24 protein-coding genes are annotated in these 24,461 nt (G+C 73.7%); 14 read left to right on the top strand and 10 right to left on the bottom strand.

Translation table 11 applies throughout. The features are described from left to right. The first annotated feature begins 117 nt into the window (after positions 1-117). The 4 genes from ABD335_RS04070 (at position 118) to ABD335_RS04085 (ending at position 5,604) form a co-directional block, all read left to right on the top strand. Positions 118-1,824 carry a glycoside hydrolase family 13 protein gene (locus ABD335_RS04070; protein WP_344320646.1) on the top strand — a complete coding sequence of 569 codons (1,707 nt, stop codon included), beginning with the start codon at positions 118-120 and terminating at the stop codon, positions 1,822-1,824. Positions 1,825-1,887: 63 nt separating this feature from the next. Continuing rightward, entirely contained in the window at positions 1,888-3,222 is a 1,335-nt protein-coding gene (locus ABD335_RS04075; protein ID WP_344320647.1) for an ABC transporter substrate-binding protein, read from the top strand. A 13-nt stretch (positions 3,223-3,235) separates the two neighbouring features. Next, on the top strand, positions 3,236-4,636 hold the full coding sequence (locus tag ABD335_RS04080) for an ABC transporter permease (protein ID WP_344320648.1): 1,401 nt from the start codon (positions 3,236-3,238) through the stop codon (positions 4,634-4,636). Beyond that, positions 4,633-5,604, top strand: coding sequence for a carbohydrate ABC transporter permease (locus ABD335_RS04085; RefSeq protein ID WP_344320649.1), 972 nt, complete (start codon positions 4,633-4,635; stop codon positions 5,602-5,604). The genes ABD335_RS04080 and ABD335_RS04085 overlap by 4 nt, the downstream gene beginning before the upstream one ends. A 66-nt stretch (positions 5,605-5,670) precedes the next feature. Here ABD335_RS04085 and dtd read toward each other — a convergent pair whose 3' ends face one another. Next, the gene (gene dtd / locus ABD335_RS04090) at positions 5,671-6,096 is read right to left on the bottom strand and encodes a D-aminoacyl-tRNA deacylase (RefSeq protein WP_344320650.1); all 426 of its coding nucleotides are present in this window, start codon (positions 6,094-6,096) and stop codon (positions 5,671-5,673) included. A 202-nt stretch (positions 6,097-6,298) separates the two neighbouring features. Here dtd and ABD335_RS04095 point away from each other — a divergent pair, with 202 nt between their 5' ends. From ABD335_RS04095 to ABD335_RS04105, 3 genes are read left to right on the top strand one after another with little or no spacing between them, the layout of a single operon-like run. Next, positions 6,299-6,955, top strand: coding sequence for an RsiG family protein (locus tag ABD335_RS04095; protein ID WP_344320651.1), 657 nt, complete (start codon positions 6,299-6,301; stop codon positions 6,953-6,955). Positions 6,956-6,998: 43 nt separating this feature from the next. Then, entirely contained in the window at positions 6,999-7,985 is a 987-nt protein-coding gene (locus tag ABD335_RS04100) for an asparaginase (RefSeq protein ID WP_344320652.1), read from the top strand. 24 nt (positions 7,986-8,009) lie between these two features. Further along, positions 8,010-9,269 carry a GNAT family N-acetyltransferase gene (locus tag ABD335_RS04105; protein WP_344320653.1) on the top strand — a complete coding sequence of 420 codons (1,260 nt, stop codon included), beginning with the start codon at positions 8,010-8,012 and terminating at the stop codon, positions 9,267-9,269. Positions 9,270-9,302: 33 nt separating this feature from the next. Here the strand turns inward: ABD335_RS04105 and ABD335_RS04110 are convergent, their stop codons facing one another. Beyond that, complete coding sequence (locus ABD335_RS04110) at positions 9,303-9,473, bottom strand: hypothetical protein (RefSeq protein ID WP_344320654.1); 171 nt, start codon at positions 9,471-9,473, stop codon at positions 9,303-9,305. Positions 9,474-9,709: 236 nt separating this feature from the next. Here ABD335_RS04110 and ABD335_RS04115 point away from each other — a divergent pair, with 236 nt between their 5' ends. The 3 genes from ABD335_RS04115 (at position 9,710) to ABD335_RS04125 (ending at position 12,657) form a co-directional block, all read left to right on the top strand. After that, complete coding sequence (locus ABD335_RS04115; RefSeq protein WP_344320655.1) at positions 9,710-10,597, top strand: winged helix-turn-helix domain-containing protein; 888 nt, start codon at positions 9,710-9,712, stop codon at positions 10,595-10,597. Between the two features lie 133 nt (positions 10,598-10,730). Beyond that, positions 10,731-11,894 carry a phosphotransferase family protein gene (locus ABD335_RS04120; protein ID WP_344320656.1) on the top strand — a complete coding sequence of 388 codons (1,164 nt, stop codon included), beginning with the start codon at positions 10,731-10,733 and terminating at the stop codon, positions 11,892-11,894. A gap of 70 nt (positions 11,895-11,964) precedes the next feature. Next, positions 11,965-12,657: an HAD family hydrolase gene (locus ABD335_RS04125; protein ID WP_344320657.1), complete on the top strand. Its 693-nt coding sequence runs from the start codon at positions 11,965-11,967 to the stop codon at positions 12,655-12,657. A gap of 30 nt (positions 12,658-12,687) precedes the next feature. Here the strand turns inward: ABD335_RS04125 and ABD335_RS04130 are convergent, their stop codons facing one another. The 5 genes from ABD335_RS04130 to ABD335_RS04150 form a co-directional block, all read right to left on the bottom strand. Further along, positions 12,688-14,892: an MMPL family transporter gene (locus tag ABD335_RS04130; protein ID WP_344320658.1), complete on the bottom strand. Its 2,205-nt coding sequence runs from the start codon at positions 14,890-14,892 to the stop codon at positions 12,688-12,690. Further along, entirely contained in the window at positions 14,889-15,095 is a 207-nt protein-coding gene (locus ABD335_RS04135; protein WP_344320660.1) for a DUF5957 family protein, read from the bottom strand. The genes ABD335_RS04130 and ABD335_RS04135 overlap by 4 nt, the downstream gene beginning before the upstream one ends. A gap of 71 nt (positions 15,096-15,166) precedes the next feature. Next, positions 15,167-15,940, bottom strand: coding sequence for a cytochrome d ubiquinol oxidase subunit II (locus ABD335_RS04140; RefSeq protein WP_344320661.1), 774 nt, complete (start codon positions 15,938-15,940; stop codon positions 15,167-15,169). Between the two features lie 45 nt (positions 15,941-15,985). Beyond that, the gene (locus ABD335_RS04145) at positions 15,986-17,290 is read right to left on the bottom strand and encodes a cytochrome ubiquinol oxidase subunit I (protein WP_344320662.1); all 1,305 of its coding nucleotides are present in this window, start codon (positions 17,288-17,290) and stop codon (positions 15,986-15,988) included. Between the two features lie 163 nt (positions 17,291-17,453). After that, positions 17,454-18,155, bottom strand: a complete 702-nt coding sequence (locus tag ABD335_RS04150) for a response regulator (RefSeq protein WP_344320663.1) — start codon at positions 18,153-18,155, stop codon at positions 17,454-17,456. Positions 18,156-18,563: 408 nt separating this feature from the next. Here ABD335_RS04150 and ABD335_RS04155 point away from each other — a divergent pair, with 408 nt between their 5' ends. Continuing rightward, positions 18,564-19,826, top strand: coding sequence for a PP2C family protein-serine/threonine phosphatase (locus tag ABD335_RS04155; RefSeq protein ID WP_344320664.1), 1,263 nt, complete (start codon positions 18,564-18,566; stop codon positions 19,824-19,826). A 40-nt stretch (positions 19,827-19,866) separates the two neighbouring features. Here the strand turns inward: ABD335_RS04155 and ABD335_RS04160 are convergent, their stop codons facing one another. Beyond that, positions 19,867-21,105, bottom strand: a complete 1,239-nt coding sequence (locus ABD335_RS04160; RefSeq protein ID WP_344320665.1) for a sensor histidine kinase — start codon at positions 21,103-21,105, stop codon at positions 19,867-19,869. A gap of 181 nt (positions 21,106-21,286) precedes the next feature. On the opposite strand from ABD335_RS04160, the gene ABD335_RS04165 reads away from it, so the two are divergent. The 3 genes from ABD335_RS04165 (at position 21,287) to ABD335_RS04175 (ending at position 22,503) form a co-directional block, all read left to right on the top strand. Further along, positions 21,287-21,706, top strand: a complete 420-nt coding sequence (locus ABD335_RS04165) for an ankyrin repeat domain-containing protein (RefSeq protein WP_344320666.1) — start codon at positions 21,287-21,289, stop codon at positions 21,704-21,706. A gap of 306 nt (positions 21,707-22,012) precedes the next feature. Continuing rightward, positions 22,013-22,255 carry a hypothetical protein gene (locus ABD335_RS04170; RefSeq protein WP_344320667.1) on the top strand — a complete coding sequence of 81 codons (243 nt, stop codon included), beginning with the start codon at positions 22,013-22,015 and terminating at the stop codon, positions 22,253-22,255. After that, on the top strand, positions 22,252-22,503 hold the full coding sequence (locus ABD335_RS04175) for a hypothetical protein (protein ID WP_344320668.1): 252 nt from the start codon (positions 22,252-22,254) through the stop codon (positions 22,501-22,503). Before ABD335_RS04170 ends, ABD335_RS04175 begins: the two co-directional genes overlap by 4 nt. Positions 22,504-22,677: 174 nt before the next feature. Here ABD335_RS04175 and ABD335_RS04180 read toward each other — a convergent pair whose 3' ends face one another. Both ABD335_RS04180 and ABD335_RS04185 read right to left on the bottom strand, forming a co-directional pair. Next, positions 22,678-23,664 (bottom strand): CU044_5270 family protein, encoded by a 987-nt coding sequence (locus tag ABD335_RS04180; protein WP_344320669.1) that lies wholly within the window; start codon positions 23,662-23,664, stop codon positions 22,678-22,680. Then, on the bottom strand, positions 23,661-24,311 hold the full coding sequence (locus tag ABD335_RS04185) for an RNA polymerase sigma factor (RefSeq protein ID WP_344320670.1): 651 nt from the start codon (positions 24,309-24,311) through the stop codon (positions 23,661-23,663). The genes ABD335_RS04180 and ABD335_RS04185 overlap by 4 nt, the downstream gene beginning before the upstream one ends. Positions 24,312-24,461 lie beyond the last annotated feature (150 nt).

Consider the following 24,461-nt stretch of genomic DNA (forward strand, 5'->3'; position numbering starts at 1 on the left):
GGTTCGACGCCGCTCGTCAGCGTTCGTGCCGTTCGTCGCTGTTCGTTGCCGCTTGTTGCCGTTCACAGCCATTCGTCACAGGGCCAGTCCCGAGAGCAGGAAGACGGGAACCGAGGGATGCTCACAGCCACGACCCACCACGGCGTCTCACCCCGCCCCACCCGGGCCGGCGCGGCGTTCGGCACGGCACGGGACTGGTGGCGGGACGCGGTCGTCTACCAGGTCTACGTCCGCAGCTTCCTCGACAGCACCGGGGACGGCATCGGCGATCTGGCCGGAGTCCGCGCCGGGCTGCCGTACCTGCGGAAGCTGGGCGTGGACGGCATCTGGCTCAGCCCCTTCTACCCCTCCCCGCAGCACGACCACGGCTACGACGTCGCCGACTACTGCGACGTGGACCCGGTCTACGGCGACCTGGCGGAGTTCGACCGGCTCGTGGCCGCCGCCCACCGGCTGGGCCTGAAGGTCGTCCTCGACATCGTCCCCAACCACTGCTCCAGCGAACACCCCTGGTTCCGCGCCGCGCTGGCGGAGGGGCCCGGCGGGGAGCACCGCGCCCGCTTCCACTTCGCCGACGGCCGCGGCCCGAACGGGGAGCTGCCGCCCAACAACTGGCGCGCGATGTTCGGCGGCCCCGCCTGGTCCCGCGTCACCGAGCCCGACGGCACCCCCGGCCAGTGGTACCTGCACCTGTTCACGCCCGAGCAGCCCGACCTCAACTGGCGGAACCCCGCCGTCGCCGAACACTTCGACCGGGTGCTGCGGTTCTGGCTCGACCGGGGCGTGGACGGCTTCCGCGTCGACGTCGCCGCCGGCCTGTTCAAACACCCCGACCTGCCCGACTCCCCCGACCCCGGGGCCGACGAGCGCTCCCGCGACTCGGTCAACCCGCTGGCCTGGAACCAGCCCGAGGTGCACGAGGTGTGGCGCCGCTGGCGCGCGCTGTGCGACGAGTACGCCGACCGCGACGGCCAGGACCGGCTGCTGGTCGGCGAGGTCTCCGTGCCCACCGCCCGCGAGCACGCCAAGTACGTCCGCCCCGACGAGCTGCACCAGGCGTTCTTCTTCCACCTGCTCAGCGCCCCCTGGGACGTGGACGCCTTCCGCAAGGTGATCGACGAGGCCCTGACCGACATCGCGGGCACCGGCTCCACCGTCACCTGGGTCCTCAACAACCACGACCAGGTCAGGACCGTCACCCGGTACGCGGGAGAGGGCAGCGGCGACGCCAACCCCGGCCTCGGTGCCGCCCGCGCCCGCGCCGCCGCCCTGCTGATGCTCGCCCTGCCCGGCGCCGCCTACGTCTACCAGGGCGAGGAGCTGGGCCTGCCCGAGGTGGTGGACCTGCCCGACGAGGTGCTCACCGACCCCATCTTCCGCCGCACCGGCAGCCGCCGCCGCATCCGCGACGGCTGCCGCGTCCCGCTGCCGTGGTCCGGCCAGGCGTCGCCCTTCGGCTTCACCTCGGGCGCGGAGGAGGCCCGTCCGTGGCTGCCCCAGCCCGACTGGTTCGCCGAACACGCCACGGACCGGGCCCTGGCCGACACCCGCTCGTCCTGGCACCTCTACCGCGACGGGCTCCAGCTCCGCCGCGCGCTGCCCCAGCTCGGCGAGGGGACGCTGCGCTGGCTGGACGCCGAGCCCGGGGTCCTGGCCTTCGAACGCGGCGACGGCCTGGTCTGCGCGGTCAACTTCGGCACCGCCCCCGCCCCCGCCCCGGTGCCCGGCACCCCCCTGCTGTCCAGCGGCGAGTGCCCGGACGGTGTGCTCCCCGGCTCCACCGCCGCCTGGTGGGTCACCGACACCGTGCCCGGCCCCCGCTGACCCCCCGGTCCTCTCCACCTCCCGCCCTCCGGCCGCCCGGCCGGCCCAACCGAAGGGACACCCATGACCAGAAGGACCAGACGACACACCGCCACCGCCGGCGTGGCCGGCGCGCTCCTCCTCGCCCTGACCGCCACGGCCTGCGGCGGCGACGTCCCGGCCGCCTCCGGAAGCCAGGAGCTGAAGGGCGAGACGGTCACGGTCGCCGGCGTGTGGACCGGAGTCGAGCAGAAGAACTTCAAGAAGGTCATGGACGCCTTCGCGGAGAAGACCGGCGCCGAGATGCGGTTCGTCTCCACCGGCGACAACGTCTCCACCGTCGTCGGCAGCAAGATCCAGGGCGGCAACGCCCCCGACGTGGTGTTCGTCCCCCAGGTCGGCGTCCTGGAGCAGTTCGCCGAGAAGGGCTGGCTCAAGCCGCTGTCGAAGGAGGTCGACGACCTGGCCCGGGAGCACTTCGCCCCGGTGTGGAAGGAGTACGGCACGGTCGACGACACCTTCTACGGCCTGTACTTCAAGGCGTCCCACAAGTCGACCGTCTGGTACAGCCCGGAGGCGTTCGAGCAGGCGGGCGTCACCCCGCCGAAGGACTACGACGGGATGCTGAAGGCGGGCCGCACCCTCTCCGACTCCGGCCTGGCCGCGTTCTCCGTCGCGGGCGAGGCCGGCTGGCCGCTCACCGACTGGTTCGAGAACGTCTACCTCTCCCAGGCCGGCCCGGAGATGTACGACAAGCTCGCCGCCCACGAGATCCCCTGGACCGACCCGTCCGTCGTCAAGGCCCTCACCACCCTCGGCGAACTCTTCGGCGACAAGGAGCTGGTGGAGGGCGGCGGCTCCGGGGCGCTGCGCACCGACTTCCCCGAGTCCGTCGAGAAGGTCTTCGGCGACGACCCGAAGGCCGGCATGGTCTACGAGGGCGACTTCGTCGCGGGCCTGATCTCCGGTCAGTTCGGCAAGAAGGTCGGCGAGGACGCCAAGTTCTTCCCGTTCCCGGCCGTGGACGGCGGCGAGCCGCCGGTGGTCGGCGGCGGTGACGCCGCCGTGGTGCTGAAGGACGGCGAGAACGCCGACGCCGGCATGGAGTTCGTGGAGTTCCTGGCCACGCCCGAGGCCGCGGAGGTGTGGGCCCAGGCGGGCGGCTTCCTCTCCCCCAACGAGTCCCTGAGCCTGGACGCCTACCAGGACGAGACCACCCGCGAGACCGCCAAGTCCCTGGTGGAGGCCGGTGACGGCGTGCGGTTCGACATGTCCGACCAGGCCCCCGCCGCCTTCGGCGGCACCCAGGGCGCCGGCGAATGGAAGATCCTCCAGGACTTCCTGCGCGACCCCTCCGACCCGGAGGCCACCGCCGAGAAGCTGGAGGCCGCCGCGGCCAAGGCCTGGAAGAAGAGCTGAGGCGGAGGAGGCCATGTCCGCCACAGCTCCCGCCGTGCCGCCCGCGCAAGCGGGCGGCACCCCGCCGGCGCCGCCCCCGTCCGGCGCCCCCACCCGTGCCGACACCCCGCGTCGGCGCGCGCAGCGGCGCCGCCGGCTCGTCGCGGCCCTCTTCCTGCTGCCCGCCCTGCTGCTGCTCGGCGCGCTGGTCGTCTACCCGATCCTGTTCTCGGTCGGCCGCAGCCTCTTCGACGCCTCCGGCACCCGGTTCGTCGGCGCCGAGAACTACGTCGAGATGTTCCGCGACCCCACGACCCTCAAGGCGATCCGCAACACCGCGGTCTGGGTCGTGGTCGCGCCCGCCCTGCTGACCGGGCTCGGACTGATCCTGGCCGTGCTCACCGAGAAGGTGCGCTGGGCCACCGCGTTCAAGCTGCTGATGTTCATGCCGATGGCGATCTCCTTCCTCGCCGCCGGCATCATCTTCCGGATCACCTACGAGCAGGACCCCGAGCGCGGCGTCCTCAACGCCGTCGCCGTCGGCGTCCACGACGTCTTCGCCGACCGTCCCGCCTATCCCGGCGCCCGCGCCCGCGAGGACGCCGGGGACACCCCGGTCGCCGAGGGGAAGGACGGCTCGTACGGCACCGCCGCGGACCTGTCCCCCGGCGACACCGTCTCCCTGGGCATCGTCGGCGTACCGCCCAAGGAGGTGCCCGCCGACGCGCGGCCCGCCGCCCGCGCCCCGAAGGCCGGTGACGGTGTCCTCGCCGGCACCGTCCACCTCGACTTCACCCCCGGCGGAGGCGGCGAACCGGGCCGGATCGACTCCGGCGAACGCGGACTGCCCGGCATGAAGGTCCAGGCGGTGCGCGACGGGAAGGTGGTCGGCGAGACCACCACCGCCGCCGACGGCTCGTTCCGCCTCACCGGCCTGGAGGGCGGCTCGTACGCCGTGCGGCTGCCGGCGTCCAACTTCGCCGAGCCCTACGGCGGCGTCTCCTGGCTGGGCCCGGCCCTGGTCACCCCGGCCATCATCGGCGCCTACCTGTGGATCTGGACGGGCTTCTCGATGGTGCTCATCGGCGCCGGGCTCTCCGCGATGCCCCGGGACGTGCTGGAGGCCGCGCGGATGGACGGCGCGAACGAGTGGCAGATCTTCCGCAGGATCACCGTGCCGCTGCTCGCGCCCGTGCTGACCGTGGTCTTCGTGACCCTGGTGATCAACGTGATGAAGGTCTTCGACCTCGTCTACATCATCGCCCCCGGTCCGGTGCTCCAGGACGCCAACGTGCTGGCCATGCAGATGTGGCTGGTCTCCTTCGGCGGCGGCAACGACCAGGGCCTGGGCAGCGCCCTCGGCGTCCTGCTGCTGCTCCTGGTGGTCCCGGCCATGATCTTCAACATCCGACGCTTCCGCAGGAGCCGGTCATGACCACACACGACACCGTCGAGAAGGGGACGGTCACACGAACTCCGGCGCCCGCGGCGGCGGACGCGGGCGCCGGGCCCACCTCCCCCGGCTCCTCCGCCGACCGGCCGGCCCGGCCGGGCCGGCCGGTCGGCGCCCGGCTCACCCGGTGGCTGGGCAGGGGCGCGGTCCAGGCGTTCCTCGCCGTGATCGCCCTGATCTGGATCACCCCCGCCCTGGGCCTGTTCCTGTCCTCGCTCCGCACCGAGGAGGACAACGCCGACAGCGGCTGGTGGACGGCCCTGACCGAGCCGAGCCGGCTGTCGATCGACAACTACACGGCCCTGCTGGAGAACTCCGGCATCACCCAGGCCCTGTGGAACACCGTGCTGATCTCGGTGCCCACCACCGTCGCGGTCGTGGTCGTCGCCGCCCTGGCCGGCTACGCGTTCGCCTGGCTGGAGTTCCCCGGCCGCGACGCGCTCTTCCTGGTGGTGGTCGGCCTGCTGGTGGTGCCGGTCCAGATCGGCCTGCTGCCGGTGGCGAGGATGTTCGGCGCGGTGGGGCTGTTCGGCACGATCCCCGGCGTGGTGCTGTTCCACATCGCCTACGGTCTGCCGTTCGCGATCTTCCTGCTGCGCAACTACTTCGCCGAGATCCCGCGGGAGATGCTGGAGGCCGCGCGGATGGACGGCGGCGGCGAGTGGCGGATCTTCACGCAGCTCGTCCTGCCGGTGGGCAGGCCCGCGGTCGCGAGCCTGGCCATCTTCCAGTTCCTGTGGGTGTGGAACGACATGCTGGTCGCGCTGATCTTCGCCGACAGCGACTCGCAGCCGCTGACCGTCGCCCTCCAGTCGGAGATGCGGCAGTTCGGGAGCAACATCGAGATCCTGGCGCCCGGCGCGTTCCTCTCTCTGACCGTCCCGCTCGTGGTCTTCTTCGCCTTCCAGAAGCACTTCGTGCAGGGCGTCATGGCGGGCTCGGTGAAGTGATCCGGGCAGCGGCCCCGAACCGGGTCCCGGCCGACCGACGGGGGCGGCCGGGACCCACGTCCCGCCTCACACCTCCAACAGCACCGTGAACGGGCCGTCGTTCACGAGCGAGACCTGCATCTTCGCCCCGAACCGGCCCGTCTCCACGTGCGCGCCCAGCGCCCGCAGCCGGGCGCACACCTCGTCGACCAGGGGCTCGGCAACCGGACCGGGCGCGGCGGCGTTCCAGGTGGGGCGGCGGCCCTTGCGGGCGTCACCGTAGAGGGTGAACTGGCTGACCACCAGCAGCGGCGCCCCGGTGTCCGAGCAGGACTTCTCGCCCTCCAGGACGCGCAGGCTCCACAGCTTGCGCGCGAGCCTCTCGGCCTTCTCCGGGGTGTCGTCGTGGGTGACGCCGACCAGGACGCACAGGCCCTCCCCCACGATCTCGCCGACGGTCTCCCCCTCGACGACGACCCTGGCCCCGTTCACTCTCTGCACCACAGCTCGCATGCCGACCATCATGCCGCGCCCCACCGCGCCCCGTGTGCTCCCGTCGACAGCCGCCGGACGGGTGGCCCACGCTGCACGGAGGGTGCCCGCGGTGGCACGATGCGTGCAGCACGGTGCGCACGGTGGCCAACGCGGCGTATCCGTGACGGACCGTGGCGTTCCGTCGCGAGCCACGGCGTAAGGGGATGAGGGGCACACGAACATGAGCACTGCCGGAACCGGGCGGACGCCCGGAACCGTTCCGACGGCCCGTACGGCACAGCCCTCCGGGCCGGACACACCCGAGACACAGGACGCGCCGTCCGCGCCGTCCGCACCGGCGGAGCCGCCGGAGCCGTACGGCGCGCTCCCGGCGGTCCTGCACGACACCGAGCCGCCGGAGCTGACCGGCCTGCGCCTGCCCCAACTGCGCGAACTGCGCCGGCAGGCGCAGCAGGAGGAGGCGGACCTCAGCTACGTACGGCGGCTGCTCCAGGGCCGGATCGACATCCTCCGCGCCGAACTGGCCCGCCGCAGCGACGCGGACGCCCCCCTCATCGACCGGCTCGCGGAGATCCTCGCCGACGCCCCCGCGCCCGGCGGGGTGCCTTCCCGGTCCGCCCGCCATGTGACGCTTCGCACACCGCGCAGCGAGGAGTACCGGAGGCTGGCCGAGGAGATGCTCGCCGAGGTCGAGCTCTCCGACCTCACCGCCCGCACCGACGCCGAACTGCACGCCGCCATGGCGCGATTGGACCAGTACGAGCACCAGATCTCCCGGCGCCGCCGGGCGCTCCAGGAGACGGCGAACGGGTGCAGCGCGGAGATCGCCCGCAGGTACCGTGAAGGCGAAGCACGCGTGGACGACCTGCTTCCCTGACCCCGGGGGCGGTCGTCCCCCCACACCCAGGGAAGGCCGCCCCATGACCACCCTCGTGTCCGCCGCCGGTTCCGGCGCGTCCGCCGACACCACGCCCCCGGTCCTCGCCGAGGTCGTCCGCTCCGGTTTCACCGAGGGCCGGCACCGCGGTTCACTGGTGGTCCTCGACCGGGACGGCGGCGTGGAGTGGGCGCTGGGCGACGCGACCGCGCCGGTCTTCCCCCGCTCGTGCAACAAGCCGATGCAGGCGGCGGCCGTGCTGCGCGCCGGGGTGGAGCTGTCGGGCGAACGCCTGGCGCTGGCCGCGGCCAGCCACTCCGGCGAGCCGTTCCACCTGGAACTGGTGAAGGCGATGCTCGCCGAGCACGGCCTGATCGAGGACGACCTGGGCTGCCCGCCCGACCTGCCGATGGACCGCGAGGAGCACGAGCGGTGCCTGGCGGCGGGTGCGCGGCCCTCCCGGATCGCGATGAACTGCTCGGGCAAGCACACCGCGATGCTCGCCGCCTGCGCCGTGAACGGCTGGTCGCGCGCCGACTACCTCGACCCCGGCCACCCCCTCCAGGCGCTGGTCCGCGAGGGGGTCGAGGCCGCGACGGGCGAGCCGGTCGCGCACACCGGCATCGACGGCTGCGGCGCGCCGCTGTTCGCCTTCTCCCTCACCGGCCTGGCCCGCGCCTTCCGCGCCCACGTGCTGGCCGAGCCCGGCACCCCCGAGCGCCGGGTCGCGGACGCCATGCGCGCCCACCCCGAGTACGTCGCGGGCACCCGCCGCATCGACACCTGGCTGATGCGCGAGGTGCCGGGCACGCTGGCGAAGGTGGGCGCCGAGGCCGTCCAGGCGGTGGCGCTGCCCGACGGCCGCGCCCTGGCGTTCAAGATCGAGGACGGCGGGCAGCGGGCGCTCGGCCCGATCCTGGCCCGTGTCCTGGAGCGGATGGGCGTCGACTCCCCGGTCCTGGCGAGGATCGCCGACGCCCCGCTGCTGGGCGGCGGCGAGCGGGTCGGGGAAATTCGGGCGACGTTCTGAGCCCCGCGGCCTAGCGTGCCCTCCATGCGCCACGACGACCTCGACATCCGCGCCCTGACCGACGACGACTACCCGCGGTGGGTGCGTGCCCTGGCCACCGGATTCCTGCGCTCCGACGAGATCACCGAGGAGGAGATCAGGGGCCGGCGGGGCGGAGTGGACCTGGACCGCACCCACGGGGCGTTCGACGGCGAGCGCTGCGTCGCCACCTTCCGCACGCTGCCGCAGCGCCTCACCGTTCCCGGCGGGGCCTCGGTGGCCTCCTGCGCCGTCACCAACGTCACCGTCTCCGCCACCCACCGCCGCCGCGGGCTGCTGACGCGGATGATGACGGGCGCGCTGGCCGAGGGGAAGGAGCGCGGGGAGGTCTGCTCCACGCTGGACTCCGCCGAGTACCCGATCTACGGCCGCTTCGGCTACGGCCCGGCCGCCTGGTTCACCACCTGGCGGGTGGACGTCGGCCGCGCCGGGCTGGACCGGCGCCGGTCCGGTCCGGAGGAGAAGGGCGCCCGGATCGACCTGGCCGACGACGCCGAGGTGCGCGTCGAGGGGGCCGCCCTCCACGAGCGGGTGCGCGCCCTGCCCGACCGGCAGGGGATGATCGACCGCACCGAGCGCTGGTGGAAGTTGAACACCGGCGCGCTCGTCTTCCCCGGCAGCGGCTGGAAGCCGGCCTTCCATGTCCTCCACCGCGACGCCGACGGACAGGTCCAGGGCCTGGCGACGTACACCGCGGACGACCACTGGGAGGCCAAGATGCCGCACGTCGGCCTCCACGTCCGCGACCTGATCGCCGCCACGCCCGAGGCCGAGCGGGACCTGTGGCGCTACCTGCTGTCCATCGACTGGGTCACCACGGTCCACACCGGCCGCCGCGCCCCCGACGACCTGCTTCCGGACCTGCTGCCGGACGCGCGCGCCGCTCGGGTCGACACCCACGCGGACTTCCTGTGGCTGCGCCCGCTGGACGTTCCGGCGCTGCTCGAAGCCCGCGCCTATCCGGTCTCCGGCTCCCTGGTGCTGGACCTCCACGACCCGATGGGCCTGGCGGGCGGGCGCTTCCTGCTGGACGCCTCTCCCGAGGGCGCCCGGTGCGTGCCCACCACGCGCTCGGCCGACCTGTCGATGGGGGTGGGCGCGCTGAGTTCGCTGTACCTGGGCGACCGGTCGGCCTCGCGGCTGCGGGCGCTGGGGCAGGTGGTCGAGGAGCGGCCGGGCGCCGCGGCCCTGGCGGACCTCCTGCTGCGCACGGCCCGCCGGCCCTGGTGCCCGGACGAGTTCTGACGCCTTCCGGGGCGTCCGCGGAGGGCGGGCGCCCTACGCCATCGGCAGGATCAGCAGTGTCAGGACCAGGGCGCCGATGGAGCTGTAGGTCGCGTTCCTCTCGTGGTAGCCGACGGTCAGCATGATCACGCCGAAGACGCCGATCAGCCCGTAGCGGGACTCCACGAGCTGTTCGAGGGCGGCGAGAGCGAGAGCGAAGGGCATGGCAGTCCCTCCTTCGGGGAGCTCGTCGGGACGAGTGGTGGCGGCCGGGCCACGCCCTGCGCCGTGGTTCGGGAACGGCGCACAAGTTGCGGGGACCTTGCAACCAACTGGAAGACAGGTCTTCCAACTTTCCAAAGTTGGTGACCAACTTGGTTAAGTTCTTCCCGTTGGAATGAAATTTCAAAACCGCTGGAGGCCAACTCCCGCTCAATGGCCAGAAGTTGTACGGTCACAGCGTGAACCTCGACAGCCCCGCCCCAAACGGAACGCGACCTTCGGCACGGGACCGCGTGGCCGACGCCCTGCGCGACCGCATCCTCTCGGGAGATCTCCGCCCGGGCGCCAAGCTGCCCACCCAGCACGAGTTGGCGGAGGAGTTCGACACCAACCGCACCGCCGTCCGCCAGGCCCTGGACACCCTCCGGCGCGAGGGCCTGCTCACCGGCACCGGCCGCGGCGCCCCGCCCACGGTCGCCGAGCGCGCCCTGTCCCACGACGCCCCGCGCAAGGCGGACATCGAACTCGCCGACCGGCTCTACGAGGCGTTCCGCGCCGAACACGTCACGATCGACGTCTTCTCCCTGACCACGGAGACCCTCAACACCGCCCTGGCCCCCTCGACGATCGCCATCAGCAGGGGCGAACTCTCCCCGCGGTCGATCGCGGTGCGGGTCCTGCTGCCCAGCGCCGACGCCCGCCTGGCGCTCCCCCGGCTGGTCTCGGACCCGGAGGGGAGGGACCCGCGCCCCCTGGAGCGGCTGCACGAGCTGATGCACACCTACGTCAGCGCCCTGAAGGGCCACTTGGAGACGCTGCGGATGCGCGACCTCGTGGCCGAGGTCGCGGTCGAGATCCGCACGGTGCCCCTCACCCCCACCCACAAGGTGTACCTGCTCAACGGCACCGAGGCCCTCTTCGGGTACTACAAGGTGAAGCCCCGGACGGTGCGGTACAAGGGGGAGGAGATGGACATCCACGACGTGGTGAGCATCAGCACCCCGCTCTTCCACCACGCCCAGGGGCCCGACCTCCACGGTGAGCACGGCACCGCCTTCGTCGCGGAGACCCGGCAGTGGTTCGACTCGCTCTGGTCGAGCATCGCGCAGCCCCTGGAGCTCGGCTGACGGCCGACCGGTCGCCCCGCCGTGTGAAATCCGCGTCACGACGTGACGGAACCCGGTTCCGAGGCGGAGAAGGGCTGCTAACCTCGGCCTCCCCGCCCCACCCCCACCGGCTCGAACGTTCGGGACTCCGCCGTTGTCTCCTCGCTCCTGGGTTCCCGCCCGGCTGATCCGCCGGGAGTTCGAACGGCACATCCGCCGCGGCGGCACGGTCGTCCACGGCCACCACAACCGGAACCTCGTGGTGGAACTGGCCCATCCGCTCGCCCTGTTCGTGGGGGTCGAGAAGGGGCGCCCGGGCAAGTTCCGCACCCCCTTGAGAACGGTCGAGGTCGTCCCCCGCCTCTGGGACGAGAACGCGGTCCTCGACGCGGTGCGCCCGTACGTGCCCGACGTCCCCCGCTGTCTGCGGGTCGTCGGCGACACGGCCCTGCACACCTACGCGGAAGGCGCTCCCCTGTCCCGGCGCGCACCGCACGGCACCCCCGTCGGCGAGCGGACCCTCGAACGCATCGCGGCGATTTTCGGCCAACTGAGCGCTGTTCCGGCGTCCGCGCTGCCCGAGCGCCCCCGGGACTGGCCCGAGGACGGCGAGAGCGGGGACTTCCTGCGCCGTCTGGTCGACTTCGTCGAGAAGCGCGTACACCGGCCCAACCGCCGGGAGTTCGGGCGGCTCTTCGACGACCTCGGCATCCCGCGCCACGCCATGGACCGCTTCCGCGCCGAGGCGGACGGCCTGCGTCCCCGACCGTTCGGGCTGCTGCACACCGACCTCCACCGCGACAACCTGATCGAGTCGCCCGCCGGGGAACTCTCCGTCATCGACTGGGAGATCGCCCTCTACGGCGACCCGCTCCACGATCTCGCGACCCATCTGGTGCGGATGGGATACGTCTCCGACGAGCGCGAACGCCTCACCGAGCTGTGGCGCCGGGAGATGCGTGCCCGGGGGCAGGGCGACCGGCTGGCGGGGATGAAGAGGGACCTCGACCTCTACGTCGACTTCGAGATCGGCCAGTCGGTCTACCCGGACACCCTCAGGGCCGCCCTGGCGCTGCCGCCGGACGCGGACGACGCCGCGTTCGCGCGCGCCACCGACCGCGTCCACCGGGCCCTGAGGAACGCCCGGGGTCCCCTCCGGCTCACCGCCCTCGCCTCCCGGGACACCGTCCAGGAGGCCCTGCGCGCCTGGCACACCGACCGCGGGAGGTCCGGCGGCCCCCCGAACCCCGCCCTCGACGGACGGACGCGCGGCACCGCGCGGGAGGAGCCGGAACCGCGCGTTCCCCAGGGGTGTTGAACAACCCCGCCGCGCGCGGGGATAGTTGGGTGATGAATCCGAGCTCGACGGACATACCGCTGTGACCGGCATGGCGGACCTCGTCGGGGCCGCGCGCTGCGTCCTCCTCGACTTCGACGGTCCCGTCTGCCGCCTGTTCGCGGGGCATCCCTCGGCCCTCATCGCCGAGAAGCTGAAGGAGCTGATCGAGGAGGAGGACGGGGGCGAGCTGCTCACCCCCGACCTCCGCGGGACCCGTGACACCCACGTCGTCCTGCGGGCCGTGGCCGCGCGTCGGCCCGAGGGCGAACTGGCCGAACGGCTGGAGGCGTTGATGACCGAGGAGGAGGTCCACGCCGCCGCCACCGCCCGCCCCACCCCGTACGCCGACCCGCTGATCCGGACGCTGGTGGCCACGGGCCGCCGGGTCGCCATCGCCACCAACAACTCGCCGCGCGCGGTGGAGCGTTACCTCGCCGGCCGCCGGCTCTCCTCCTGCTTCGCCGGCCACGTCCACGGCCGCACCCCGGACCTGCGGCTGCTCAAGCCGCATCCGCACTGCGTGCTCCGGGCGCTGGAGTCCACCGGGACCGAGGCCCGTGACGCGCTGATGATCGGGGACACGCCGAGCGACCTGGCCGCCGCGCGCGAGGCCGGTGTCCCGTTCGTCGGTTACGCGTGCAACGCCGACCGGGCCGGGACGCTCCGCGACGCGGGAGCCGAGCACGTCGTGACGTCCCTGCAGGACGTCCTGGCCGCGGTGAGCGCCCCCGCCCACGGGTGAACCGCGCGGCGGGGGCGCTCGTCGGCGGCGTCAGCGGCGCTCCACCTCCACCGTCGGCAGGACGCGGCGCAGCGGGCGCGGAAGCCACCAGGCGCGACGGCCGAGGAGCTGCATGACCGCCGGGACGATCAGACAGCGGATGACCACGGCGTCCAGGGCGATGGCCACCGCCAGGCCCAGGCCGAACTGCTGGAGCATCCGGTCCGGGCTGAGGACGAACGCGGCGAAGACCACGATCATGATGGCCGCCGCGGCCGTGATGACCCGGCCGGTGTGGGCCAGGCCCTCCCGGACGGCGAGGGCGGGATCGCCGGTGTTCCGCCACTCCTCGTGGATGCGGGAGAGCAGGAAGACCTCGTAGTCCATCGACAGGCCGAAGACGATCGCGAAGATCATCACGGGGATGAACGCCTCGATCGGGCCCGGCTCGGGACCGAGGAGGCCGTGCTGGAAGACCAGCGTGATCGCGCCCAGCGAGGCCCCGATGCTCAGCAGGTTCAGCACGGCCGCCTTCAGCGGGATCGCCACCGAGCGGAAGACCAGCATCAGCAGCAGCGCCGACAGGCCCACCACCAGGGCGACGAACAGGGGCATGCGGCCTTCGACGGTCGCCGCGAAGTCCTCCGTGGCGGCGGTCGGCCCGCCCACCAGGAAGCGGGCGTCGGTGGACTCCTCCAGCGGCGGCAGGACGTCCCCGCGCAGCGCCGCGACCAGCTCGGAGGTCTCCTCGTCCTGCGGCGCCGACTCCGGGAAGGCGATCACCGTGGCGGTGGACGGGTCCCGCGTCGGGATCGGCGGCGTCACGGCCGCGACGCCCGGGGTCCCGGCGAGGACGTCGCGCAGTTCGTCCGCCGCGCCGTCGGCCCGCCCGTCCCCACCGGTGTGGGCGACCACCACCAGCGGACCGTTGAAGCCGGGGCCGAAGCCGTCGGCCAGCAGGTCGTACGCGGCGCGGCCGGTGGTGGAGGCGGGGTCGTTGCCCGCGTCGGCGAAGCCCAGCCGCATGTCCAGCGCGGGCGCGGACAGGGCGCCCAGCGCGGCCACCGACACCAGCAGCGCGGCCCACGGTCGCCGCTGCACGCCCCGCGCCCAGCGGCGCCAGCCGGCGCCCTCCTCCGAGGTGCGGCCCCCGGCCTCCCGGCGGGCCCGCTTCCGCTCCACCCCGCGCCGGAGACGGCCGCCGAAGATCCCCAGCAGCGCGGGGAGCAGCGTCAGCGAGGCCACCATCGTCACCAGCACGGTCAGGGCGACCGCCAGCGCCACGCCCTGGAGCGAGCCCAGCCCGAGGGCCACCAGACCCAGCAGGGCGACGATCACCGTGCAGCCGGCGAAGAAGACGGTGCGGCCGGCCGCGTCCAGCGCGGTGCGGGTGGCGCTCCCGCCGTCGGCGCCGCGCAGGAGTTCGCCCCGGTAGCGGGAGAAGACCAGCAGGGCGTAGTCGATGCCGACGCCCAGGCCCACCAGCATCATCACCGGCGGGGTGAAGTCGGCGACGGAGGCCAGGTGGGAGGCGAGCACGATCAGTCCGAGGGCGCCGCCCACCGCGAACAGCGCGGTGACCACGGGCAGGGCCGCGGCGACCAGCGATCCGAAGAGGAGGACCAGGATCACCAGCGCCCCGAGGATGCCCGCGCCCTCGGCCGCGCCGCCCTCGCCCTCCTGGGCGGCCCGGACGGCGTCGCCGCCCAGCTCCACCCGGAGCCCGTCGCCCTCCGCCTCGTTCGCGGTGTCGACGATCTCCCGGGTGGCCTCGACGGGGACGTTCTCCGCCGACTCGTCGAGCGTGACGGTGGCGTAGGCGACCGTGCCGTCCGCCGAGACCGCGTGGTCGTTCCCGTCCCCGTACGGGCTCCGGGCCCCGGTGACGTGCGGCAGGTCGGCGACCTCGGCCAGCATCGCGCCGACGCGCTCCTCGTGGCCGGCCGAGCGCACCCCGTCCTCGTCGTGGAGGACGATCGTCACCTCGGCACCCGCCTGCGCGGAGCCGTGCTCCCGCAGGAGTTCGGCGGCCTCCTGGGACTCGGTGCCGGGCAGCGAGAAGTCGTTGTGGTAGTCGTTCCCGACGACTCCGGCCAACGCCTGCACGCCGACCAGCAGCGCCGCCCACAGGGCCAGTGCCCACCACCGTCGGCGGTGGGCGAACGCCGCGGTCCGCTCGAAGACGCTCGCGCGGCGGGAGGCCGGCGCGGTCGCGGTCCCGGTGGGTCCGGTCCCGGTGGGTTCCGTCGACGTCATCGGGCACCTCCCCGACCGCGGCGGAGCAGGAAGGGGCCGGCGACGGCCCCGACCACCGCCAGGTGGAAGGGCAGGAGTTTGAGCGCGAGGGGCATCGACGCGTCGAGGACGAGCTCGGCGGTGACGCCGACGGCCACGGTGATCAACTCGCCGAGGACGAAGCCGCAGACGATACCGCCGAGCGCGGCGAGCACGGTTTTCATGGCAGGTCCGCCTCCACGGGGCACGGGGACGCCGGGGTCGGAAGGGGTCATCGGTGCCTCCCGGATCGGGTTCACAGGTAGGAGGGGCCGGTGACCCGGCCCCCGAAGGTCCGCCACAGCCACACCTGGGCGGCGATCAGCAGCGGGGTGACGGCCAGCAGCGCCGACACCAGCAGCCCGAGCACGGGCCCCTGGGCAGCGGTGTCGACCAGGGGCAGCCGGGCGCCGGCGGCGAGCGGCGGCGCGGCCATCGCCAGGGAGGTCAGCGCGAAGGCGCGCGGGCCGGCGGGTCCCGCGTGCGGCCGGGCGCGCTCGTACGGCGGGCCCGTCAACCGCAGCGCGGCGAAGGCCAGTCCGTGGACGGCGAAGAGGAGGGCCACGCCCACGGCGGTGAGCACGGCGGCCGGACCGTCGGCCGGTTCGGTGGGGTCGCCGGTCAGCAGTCCGGCCAGCAGCCACCCCCAGGACAGGGCGGCGACCCAGCTTCCGACGGTGACCATGCCGTCGCAGAGGGCCTGCCAGGCGCCGTGCGCCACGCGCCCGCGCCACCACAGGCCCGCGTCGCGCACGATCCAGCCGGTCAGCAGCGGGACCAGGACGACGAGCTGTCCGCTGAACAGATCGCCCTCCAGCGCCGGGAAGCAGCCGATGAACACCCCGGCGGCGGCGATCAGCCACACCTCGTTGCCCAGGAAGAACGGCGCGATGGCGGCCAGCACGAGCCGCCGTTCGCGCCCGTCGCGCCCCAGATGGGGCAGCACCATGCCGACGCCGAGGTCGGCGCCGCCGAGCACGAGGTAGCCGACGGTGAAGAAGCCCAGCAGGGCCGCGGCGAGGATGTCCATGGACGGGCTCCGGTCGAGTGCGGGTCGGTCGGTGCGGAGGGCGGGTCAGTACGAGGGCACGGGATCGGGGGACGGTTCGCCGTCCGGCGCCCGCTCGTCCCGCCCCAGCGCGACGTCCCCCGGGCCGCGACGGGCGGTGCGCAGCAGCAGCCACCAGTTGACGACCAGGAGCAGGGCGAAGAGCGTGACGAAGACGGCGAGCGAGGTGCGCATGGCGCCGGTCGAGACGTCCGCGAGGGCGTCCTCGGTCCTCAACAGCTCGTGGACCACCCACGGCTGCCGTCCCACCTCCCGGAAGACCCAGCCGGCGGTCATCGCGACGTAGGGCAGCGGCACCATCGCCATCAGCAGCAGGTGCCACGGCCGGAAGCGCTCCACGGCCCGGCGGGAGAGCGCCGGCAGGACCGAGCCGAGGGAGACGTAGAGCATCAGCGCGAAGACCGCGAGCATCAGCAGCGCGGCACCGCGCGTCAGGGCCTCGGGCGGCACGTGGTCGCCGGGCCCGAACCGCTCGACCAGCTCGGCCTGGAGCCGCGCGATCTCGGCGGTCTCCGCCTTCCACACGGCGTCCTTCATCGGCTGGAAGGTCGCGAGCGTGGAGAGCTGGACGCCGCCGAAGGCCGCCGTGAACAGCAGCGCGGGCGGCGCGGTGAAGACCGCGATCCGCAGCGACCGCCGGAACAGGGCGGTGTCCTCACCGGTGGTGCGGCGCCGGAAGAGGTGGTACGCGCTGATCCCGGCCACGAAGAACGCCGCCGTCACCACCGCCCCGCCCGCCACGTGGCCGAAGGCGAGCAGCGTGCTGGGGTTGGTCAGGACGGCGCCGGCGTCGGTCAGTTCGATGCCGTGCCCGGTCTCGGTGTGGCCGACGGGATGGTTGAGGAAGCCGTTGGTGACCAGGATCCAGTACGCCGACAGGTACGCGGTGCCGGTGACGACCCACAGCAGGGCGCAGTGGACGCGGGGGCCGAACCGGTGCCAGCCGAAGATCCACAGCCCCAGGAAGGTGGACTCCACGAAGAACGCGACGACCGTCTCCATCGCCAGCGAGGCGCCGAAGACGTTCCCCGCGTAGTGCCCGAGCCCGCTCCACGCCAGCCCGAACTGGAACTCCATCACGATGCCGGTGACGATCCCGACCGCGTAGTTGACGACGTAGAGCTGTCCCCAGAAGCGCACCATGCGCGCGGACGCGGCGCCCTGCCGGCTCCTCCGGCGCAGTACCGCCCACGTCTGGACGGCGGTGACGAACGTCGCCAGGCCCAGCGTCAGGGAGACGAACAGGAAGTGCGCGGCGGCGGTGAGGGCGAACTGCCACCGCGCCAGGTCGAGTGCTTCGGAACCGTCCACGCCCCCACCGTCGGACCACGGTCGGGTCCCGCGCGTCGGCCCACGGTGGTCAACCGCGGTACCACCCGGGTCGCGGCCGGGCGCCGGGGCGTACGACGCGGGTTGCGGACGGGCCCGCGCGGCCCCTAGGGGACCGGCGGGCGCTTCCCCGACTCCGGGCGCGTCAGTCCAGCCAGCCGGGCGTGATCATCCCCGACTCGTAGGCGAGGATCACCAACTGCGCCCGGTCCCGCACGCCGAGCTTGGTCATGACGCGGCTGACGTGGGTCTTGGCGGTGGCCGGGCTGAGCACCAGCCGCCGCGCGATCTCGTCGTTGGACAGCCCCTCGCCCACCAGCGCCATGACCTCCCGCTCGCGCTCGGTGAGGGCGTTGAGCCGGGGAGAGGGGTCGGGCCGCCTGACCCGACCGGCGAACTCCGCGATCAGCCGCCGGGTCACCGCCGGGGCGATCAGCGCGTCGCCGCGCGCCACCACGCGGACGGCGTGCAGCAGTTCCATCGGCTCGGTGTCCTTGAGGAGGAAGCCGGAAGCGCCCGAGCGCAGCGCGCCGTAGACGTAGTCGTCCACGTCGAAGGTGGTCAGGATGACCACCCGGACCCGGTCGAGCCGCTCCTCGGAGACGATCCGCCGGGTGGCCTCCAGGCCGTCCAGCTCCGGCATGCGGATGTCCATCAGCACCACGTCGGGCCGGAGCTCGCGGGCCAGCGCGACGGCGCGCAGGCCGTTCCCGGCCTCCCCGACGACCTCGATGTCGTCCTCGCCGTCGAGGATCGTCCGGAAGCCGGCCCGTACGAGGGTCTGGTCGTCGGCGAGGACGACGCGCACGCGCCGCCCGTCGTGGTCTCCGGATGGGTGCTCGGCCATGGGGACGAGCCTATGCCGGACGGCCCCGCGGGGAAGCCCCGGCGGAGGGGCCGCCTCCGCCCTCTCCCCGGCGGGTGGGCGGCGTGGAACCCGTCACACCGCCCGCGCCGGCCGGTGTGGGGGACGGGCCGGCACCGCCTCGCCGTACGATCGCCCGAACAGTGCGCGATCGGACCACATCCACGCCAACCATGTGAAACCGAACGGCCGCCCGGCGGCGCGTGTGATCTTCCCCGTTCCTTCACACGCGTCGGCCCGTCTGTGCGAGGATGCCGGTTCTGTGGCATGTGGATCACGCGCGACCCACTGCCCCGATCCCGCAGAAGGTAGTGTTCGAAACGTACGATCCGGCACATGCCGCAGGGGCGGGGGCCGGATTCCGGCCCGGATCTCAGGAGGGGAGGGAGCATGATCGAGACCAACCGCGACATCGACTACGCGGCCCTGTTCAACGCCATTCCCACCCCTCTGTCGGTGCTCAACCCCGAGTTGGTCGTCGTGGAGGCCAACCAGGCGTACCTGGACATCACCGGGCGCACCCGGGAGGAAGTGCTCAACCGCCCCCTGTTCGAGGTCTTCCCCCAGAACCCGGACGACCCCGAGGCCGACGGGCTGGAGAACCTCCGCGCCTCCTTCCAGCGCGTCCTCGACACCGGCAAGCCGGACACCATACTCCTCCAGCGGTACGACATCCCCGTGCGCGGCGAGGAGGGGCGGTACGAGGAGCGGTACTGGAGCCCCCTCAACACCCCGGTCCTCGCCCCGGACGGCTCGGTGGCCCTGATCATCAACCGCGTCGAGGACGCCACGGCGTACGTGCGCGACAGCCTCGTCAGAAGCGGCGGCCTCACCCTCCGTTCCTCGGACCCGATGACGGGCCGTGAGCTCGCCGAGGCCGAACTCTACGCCCGCGCGCGGGAGTTGTACGAGCACAACCAGCGGCTGCAACAGGCCCACGCCCGCGAGCACCAGGTGGCCCTCACTCTCCAGAAGGCCATGCTCCCCACCCACATGCCGCTCAAGCACCGCCACGCGGCCGTCCGCTACCGGCCGGCCGCGGGGTCGCTGAACGTGTGCGGGGACTGGTACGACCTGATCAACCTCAGCAACGACCGCTTCGCCGTCGCCGTGGGCGACGTCGTCGGCCGGGGGCTGGAGGCCGCCAGCGTGATGGGGCAGCTCCGCAGCGCCCTCAGCGCCTCCATGCGGGTGGCCGACGGCCCGGCCCAGGCCCTGTACGGCCTCGACCTGTACGCCCGCTCCCTGGACGGCGCCCTGGCCACCACCACGGTCAAGATCGACATCGACACCCACACGCACACCCTGACCTACAGCAGCGCGGGCCACCCGCCGCCGATGCTGTGCCACCCCGACAAGCACGTCGAGTACCTGGACCAGGCCACCGACGTCCCCCTGGCCGCCCGGAGCAGGCCCTCCCACCGTCCGCAGGCGATCACCGCCTACACCCCCGGTTCGGTCCTCATCCTCTACACCGACGGGCTCGTCGAGCGCCGCGGGGAGTCGATCGACGCCGGGTTGGAGCGGCTCGCCGAGAGCCTGGCCCGCCACAGCGACCTGGACCCCGAGGAGATCGCCGACAACCTCCTGGAGGACCAGGGGATGAACGACGGCAACCCCGACGACGTCGCCCTGGTCGTCATCAGGCTCTGAGGCGCCGGCCGGTTCCGCGGGTTCCGCGGGCCCGCGGACGTCACTCCTCGCCGTCGCCGAGCGGCAGTCGGGCCTCCACCCGGAAGCCCCGGACCGGACCCCGGCCCTCCTGCCCCTCCTCTCCCCCCTCCGCGTCCTCCCGCACGTTCCCCGCGGTCAGTTCGCCGCCCAGCGCCCGGGCCCGTTCCGCCATTCCGGCGATGCCGCTGCCCGTGTCCGCCCCGGCCTCCGGGCCCTCCTCCGGTACGCCGCGCCCGTCGTCCTCGATCCGCACCCGGATGTCGTCGCCCTCGTGGCGGACCGTGACGACCGCCCGCCGCGCGTCCGCGTGGCGGGCCACGTTCGTCAGGGACTCCTGCACGATCCGGTACGCCGCGTGGCCGACCCGCCGCGGCACCAGCCGCCCCCGCCGCCCCTCGACCACCAGCCGCACGTCCAGCCCGCCGGCGCGCGCCCGCTCCACCAGGTCCCGCACCTCCTCCAGGCCGGGCGCGGGCGCGGTGGGCGCCGCCTCCTCGTCCGCCTGCCGCAGCACCCCCAGCGTGGTGCGCAGCTCGCGCAGGGCGTCCTTGCTGCCGGCGCGGACGGCCTCCAGCGCGGCCACCAACTCCGCGGTCCCCTCCGGATGTCGGGCGTACCGGTGCAGCGCGGCGCCGGACTGCACGTTGATCATCGACAGGCTGTGGCCGATCACGTCGTGCAGCTCGCGGGCGATCCGCAACCGCTCCTCCGTCGCGGACTGCCGCGCCCGCACCTCCTTCTCGCGCTCGGCGGCGATCGCCCGCCGCTCGACCTCCCGCAGGTACGCCTGCCGGTTGCGCTGGGCGTGCCCGAAGGCGATCACGCCGAACAGCCAGCCGGTGAGCAACACCATCGCGGCGTCGTCCACATGGCGCTCGTCGCCCGGCCGGGGCACCAACTCGCCGTAGCCGATGGCCAGCATGGTGAGCACGGCGAGCGTGACGGCCGCCGCGAGCCGGCCCTCGGCGGCGACGGTGTAGAGCGCGACGACGTAGGCGATCATCGGCAGCGGGCTGTCGTACGGGCCGATCGGGTAGTAGAGCCCCGCCGCCAGCAGGACGACCACCGCCACCGCCACCGGCCGCTCGCGCCGCCGGTACAACGCCCCGCAGCAGACGGCGATCAGCGCCCAGTCGAGGACCATGGCCGTCCACGGCCGGTCGATCCGGACCATCCGGTACGCGTTGACCCCGATCAGGACCACCGCGACGGCGGCGGCCACGAGGGGGACGGGACGGCGGACGGCGGGCGGTCGCATGGGACGAAGGGTACGCAAGGTCGCCGCGGACTCCCCCGCGAGACGCCCGCCGTCCGCGCGGAGGGCCCGGCGGAGGAGGAGGTGATCGTCGTCCGGCGACGAGCGCGGCGGCATCGGCGCGATCCCGGGGCATACGTACGCTGAAGGCGTCCAGTGGCGAGACGAAACGAGGAGGCACCCGATGTCCGACGCTCCGACCCCCGCGAGCGAGGAACCCGCCCACGATCCGGAGGTCCTCCAGCTCGCGGCCAAGGTCTTCGACCTCGCCCGGGACGGTGACACGGACACCCTCGCCGCGTACGTGGACGCGGGTGTCCCGGTCAACCTGACCAACGACAAGGGCGATTCACTGCTGATGCTCGCCGCCTACTACGGCCGCACCCCCACCGTGCGCGCCCTGATCGAGCGCGGCGCCGACCCCAACCGGATCAACGACCGCGGCCAGAGCCCCCTGGCGGGAGCGGTCTTCAAGGACGAGGAGGAGATGGTGCGGATGCTGCTGGAGGCGGGCGCCGACCCGTCCGCCGGCAACCCGTCCGCCATCGACACGGCCCGGATGTTCGGCCGGGACTCGCTGCTGAAGCTGCTCGGCGCGGCGTGACGGCCGGCCGGTCGGGCGGGTCCGAGGAGACGCCGCCCGACCGGCCCCTTCCCGTCCGCTCCCGTCCCGCTCCCCTCCGCCCTCGTCCCACGCCGGGTACGGCGTCTCCTCCCCGACCGGAGCCGCTCCGGACACGCCTCCCGGGCCGTCACGGCCACGGGCGCGCGACGAGCCCCTCCGTGCCCACCGTCCCGCCGCGGCGGGATCGCGGCGAAAACCCTGCCGACTCTGGCGTCGGAACGCGACGATCTGGATACAGAAAGTGATAGTCGCCCGTCAGAGGGGCATCACGGAGTACGGAGCACGATGGAATCCCGAACCCAGCACCCGTCGGCGGTCTTCGCCGACAGCGAGGACTTCGCCCGCGCCACCAGGGGCGCGGGCACCGGCACGACGGCGGAGATCCTGCTCGGCCTCGACGACGGGGGGTTCTGGTGGACGCCGACGCCCGTACGCACCGCGGTCGCCCCGGTCTTCGTCCCGACCGTGCCGCTCTCCGAGCTGCCGGAGGAGGCCCTGGACGCGCTGAGGACGTGGGCGACGCGATGACCACGGAAGGGGCTCGGGAGCGGGATGCCCTCCCCCGCGTCGAGGTCGGTTCGGTGGCCCGGGACCTGCGGGACGGCCGGGTGGGGGAGGTGATGGACCTCCACCCCGGGCGGGTCTGGCTGCGCCCGCTGGGCGGCGGGCGGGAGTGGGACGCGAGGCCGGACGAGGTCCGGCCGCTCACCCCGCGCGAACAGCTCAGCGCCCGCCTCGCCGCCGCCAACGCCCGCAGCCGCCGCGACCTGCCGTGAGCGTTCCCGCCGTACGGGTCGGTCGGCCGGGGATCGGGGCGCCGGCGCGGTCCACCGCCGTCCTCGCCGCCGTCCGGGCGCGGCCTCGCCGAACAACGGACCGTGCCTCCGGCGGCTTGTCCACAAGCCGCCGGAGGCACGGTTCCGCGCGCTGCCGCTCCACGTCCCGACGGGTCAGACGGTCCGGTCGTCGGAGGGGCGGGCCGGGGTCCGGCCGGGCTCGTCGACCACGCCGACGCCGAGCACGGCCGTCTCCTCCGAACCGAGGTAGGTGAGTTCGGTCCTGTCGAAGACCCAGACCACCTCGCCCCCGCGGGCGTCCTCGAAGACCAGGCCCACCCCGCGCCGTCCGGCGGCGTCCCGCGCGTCGTGGTCCACGGTGGCGCCGGGGATCTCCGCCGCGGCCCGGTAGAGCGCCGCGTTCACCTCGGGCAGGAGGGTGGCGGTCGGGAGCATGGCCTCGATCGTCTCCAGGACCGCCTCGTCACGGCTCGGCCCCTGGCCCGCGGTGTCGGCGTAGAGCTTCTCCAGCAGCGTGTCGGGGTCGGTGGGCAGCTTCTCCAGTTCCCGGTAGACGGTCCGGTTCGGGTCGGCCTCCAGCCTGATGTCGTGGCCCTCCTCGGAGGCGGGACCGTCCTTCGAGGGTCCGGAGAGGACGTCCAGCCGGGCGAGGCCGTCGCGTTCGCCGTCCACGGCGTGCCAGTCCTCGCGCCGGATGCGGTCGGTGCCCTCGTCCCCGACCTCGCGGGTGCCCTGGGTCCGGACGTAGACGTACTGGTCGTCGCGGACCTCGGCGGGCTTCCGGGCGGACGCCGCGGTGGCGACGCGGTCCAGCAGCCGCACGGCCTCCTGCCGCTCGCCGCCGGCGACGGTGGTGCCGGCCGCCGGGGGCGCACCGCCGTCGGACGCCCCGCCGACCGTCACTCCGGCGGCCACGGCGGCCGCGACCAGCGCCGGTACCGCGATCAGGGCCAGGCGGCGCCCGGGGCGGGGGCGGGCGGGCGCGGCCGGCGCGGCGGCATGGTGGATCTCTCGCATCAGGTGCTCCTTCAGGAGGCGGTGCCGGCCGGGAGGGAGGTCCGGAGCGCCGGGGGGCGGCAGCAGCCGGGCCAGTTCCTCGCGCTCGGCCAGTTCGGGGCTCCGCCGGGGAGTGGCGTTCATCGCGTCCTCTCTCGTGTCGACCGGGCCGCTTCGGTGCGGCCGCCCTGTACCTGTCCGCGGCCGGCGGGTGGTTCCGGTTCTCCGGTCGCCTGCCGTGGGGTCGCCTCCCGTGGGCGCTCCAACTCGGCGTCCGTCAGCCCGCGCAGCCGGGCCCGGGCCCGGGAGAGCCGGGAGCGCACCGTGCCGACCTTCACGCCCAGGGCCTCGGCCGCCGCCGCGTAGTCCAGCCCGGACCACACGCACAGCACGAACACCTCGCGCTCGGTCCGGCGCAGCCGGGCCAGGGCCCTTCGGGCCGCCGCCAGCCGCTCGGAGTCGGCCATCCGGCCGACCAGTTCGTCGGCGAAGTCGGGCACCACCTCCTTCGCCGGCAGCCGGGCGAGCGCGGCGCGGTGCCGCCGCGCCGCGCGTGCGGTGTTGCGCATGACGTTGGTGGCGATGCCCAGCAGCCAGGGACGCAGGCTCTCCCCGTCGGGACGCACCGTCTCCCGCAGCCGCCAGCCCTCCAGGAACGTCAGCGACACCACGTCCTCGGCCGCCGACCAGTCCCCCGTCACACGGACCGCGTAGCGGTGGACGACCGTCGCGTACTCGTCGAAGAGCTCCCCGAACGCGGCCGGATCACCGGCCCGCACGCGGGCTCGCAAGGAAAGTTCCACACCCTCCCCTGTCCGACCGCGCCCCCCGGTTCCCGTGCCGGGGCCACACCTACCGGGCGGGCGTGGCGAGTCGGTGACCGGCGGACGAACGGACGACCGGGGCTTCCCGCGGGTCGCGGGCGGTGCCACCATGACGAT

Source organism: Streptomyces macrosporus (genome assembly GCF_039533145.1).
In the GTDB taxonomy this organism is placed as follows: Bacteria; Actinomycetota; Actinomycetes; order Streptomycetales; family Streptomycetaceae; genus Streptomyces; species Streptomyces macrosporus.

Coding starts and splice junctions, on each gene's coding strand:
- ABD335_RS04175 (WP_344320668.1), top strand. CDS start 22,252: ATGACCACGGAAGGGGCTCGGGAGCGGGATGCCCTCCCCCGCGTCGAG.
- ABD335_RS04150 (WP_344320663.1), bottom strand. CDS start 18,155: ATGGCCGAGCACCCATCCGGAGACCACGACGGGCGGCGCGTGCGCGTC.
- ABD335_RS04125 (WP_344320657.1), top strand. CDS start 11,965: ATGGCGGACCTCGTCGGGGCCGCGCGCTGCGTCCTCCTCGACTTCGAC.
- dtd (WP_344320650.1), bottom strand. CDS start 6,096: ATGCGAGCTGTGGTGCAGAGAGTGAACGGGGCCAGGGTCGTCGTCGAG.
- ABD335_RS04095 (WP_344320651.1), top strand. CDS start 6,299: ATGAGCACTGCCGGAACCGGGCGGACGCCCGGAACCGTTCCGACGGCC.
- ABD335_RS04180 (WP_344320669.1), bottom strand. CDS start 23,664: ATGAACGCCACTCCCCGGCGGAGCCCCGAACTGGCCGAGCGCGAGGAA.
- ABD335_RS04085 (WP_344320649.1), top strand. CDS start 4,633: ATGACCACACACGACACCGTCGAGAAGGGGACGGTCACACGAACTCCG.
- ABD335_RS04110 (WP_344320654.1), bottom strand. CDS start 9,473: ATGCCCTTCGCTCTCGCTCTCGCCGCCCTCGAACAGCTCGTGGAGTCC.
- ABD335_RS04075 (WP_344320647.1), top strand. CDS start 1,888: ATGACCAGAAGGACCAGACGACACACCGCCACCGCCGGCGTGGCCGGC.
- ABD335_RS04140 (WP_344320661.1), bottom strand. CDS start 15,940: ATGGACATCCTCGCCGCGGCCCTGCTGGGCTTCTTCACCGTCGGCTAC.
- ABD335_RS04165 (WP_344320666.1), top strand. CDS start 21,287: ATGTCCGACGCTCCGACCCCCGCGAGCGAGGAACCCGCCCACGATCCG.
- ABD335_RS04135 (WP_344320660.1), bottom strand. CDS start 15,095: ATGAAAACCGTGCTCGCCGCGCTCGGCGGTATCGTCTGCGGCTTCGTC.
- ABD335_RS04100 (WP_344320652.1), top strand. CDS start 6,999: ATGACCACCCTCGTGTCCGCCGCCGGTTCCGGCGCGTCCGCCGACACC.
- ABD335_RS04160 (WP_344320665.1), bottom strand. CDS start 21,105: ATGCGACCGCCCGCCGTCCGCCGTCCCGTCCCCCTCGTGGCCGCCGCC.
- ABD335_RS04070 (WP_344320646.1), top strand. CDS start 118: ATGCTCACAGCCACGACCCACCACGGCGTCTCACCCCGCCCCACCCGG.
- ABD335_RS04130 (WP_344320658.1), bottom strand. CDS start 14,892: ATGACGTCGACGGAACCCACCGGGACCGGACCCACCGGGACCGCGACC.
- ABD335_RS04170 (WP_344320667.1), top strand. CDS start 22,013: ATGGAATCCCGAACCCAGCACCCGTCGGCGGTCTTCGCCGACAGCGAG.
- ABD335_RS04105 (WP_344320653.1), top strand. CDS start 8,010: ATGCGCCACGACGACCTCGACATCCGCGCCCTGACCGACGACGACTAC.
- ABD335_RS04155 (WP_344320664.1), top strand. CDS start 18,564: ATGATCGAGACCAACCGCGACATCGACTACGCGGCCCTGTTCAACGCC.
- ABD335_RS04080 (WP_344320648.1), top strand. CDS start 3,236: ATGTCCGCCACAGCTCCCGCCGTGCCGCCCGCGCAAGCGGGCGGCACC.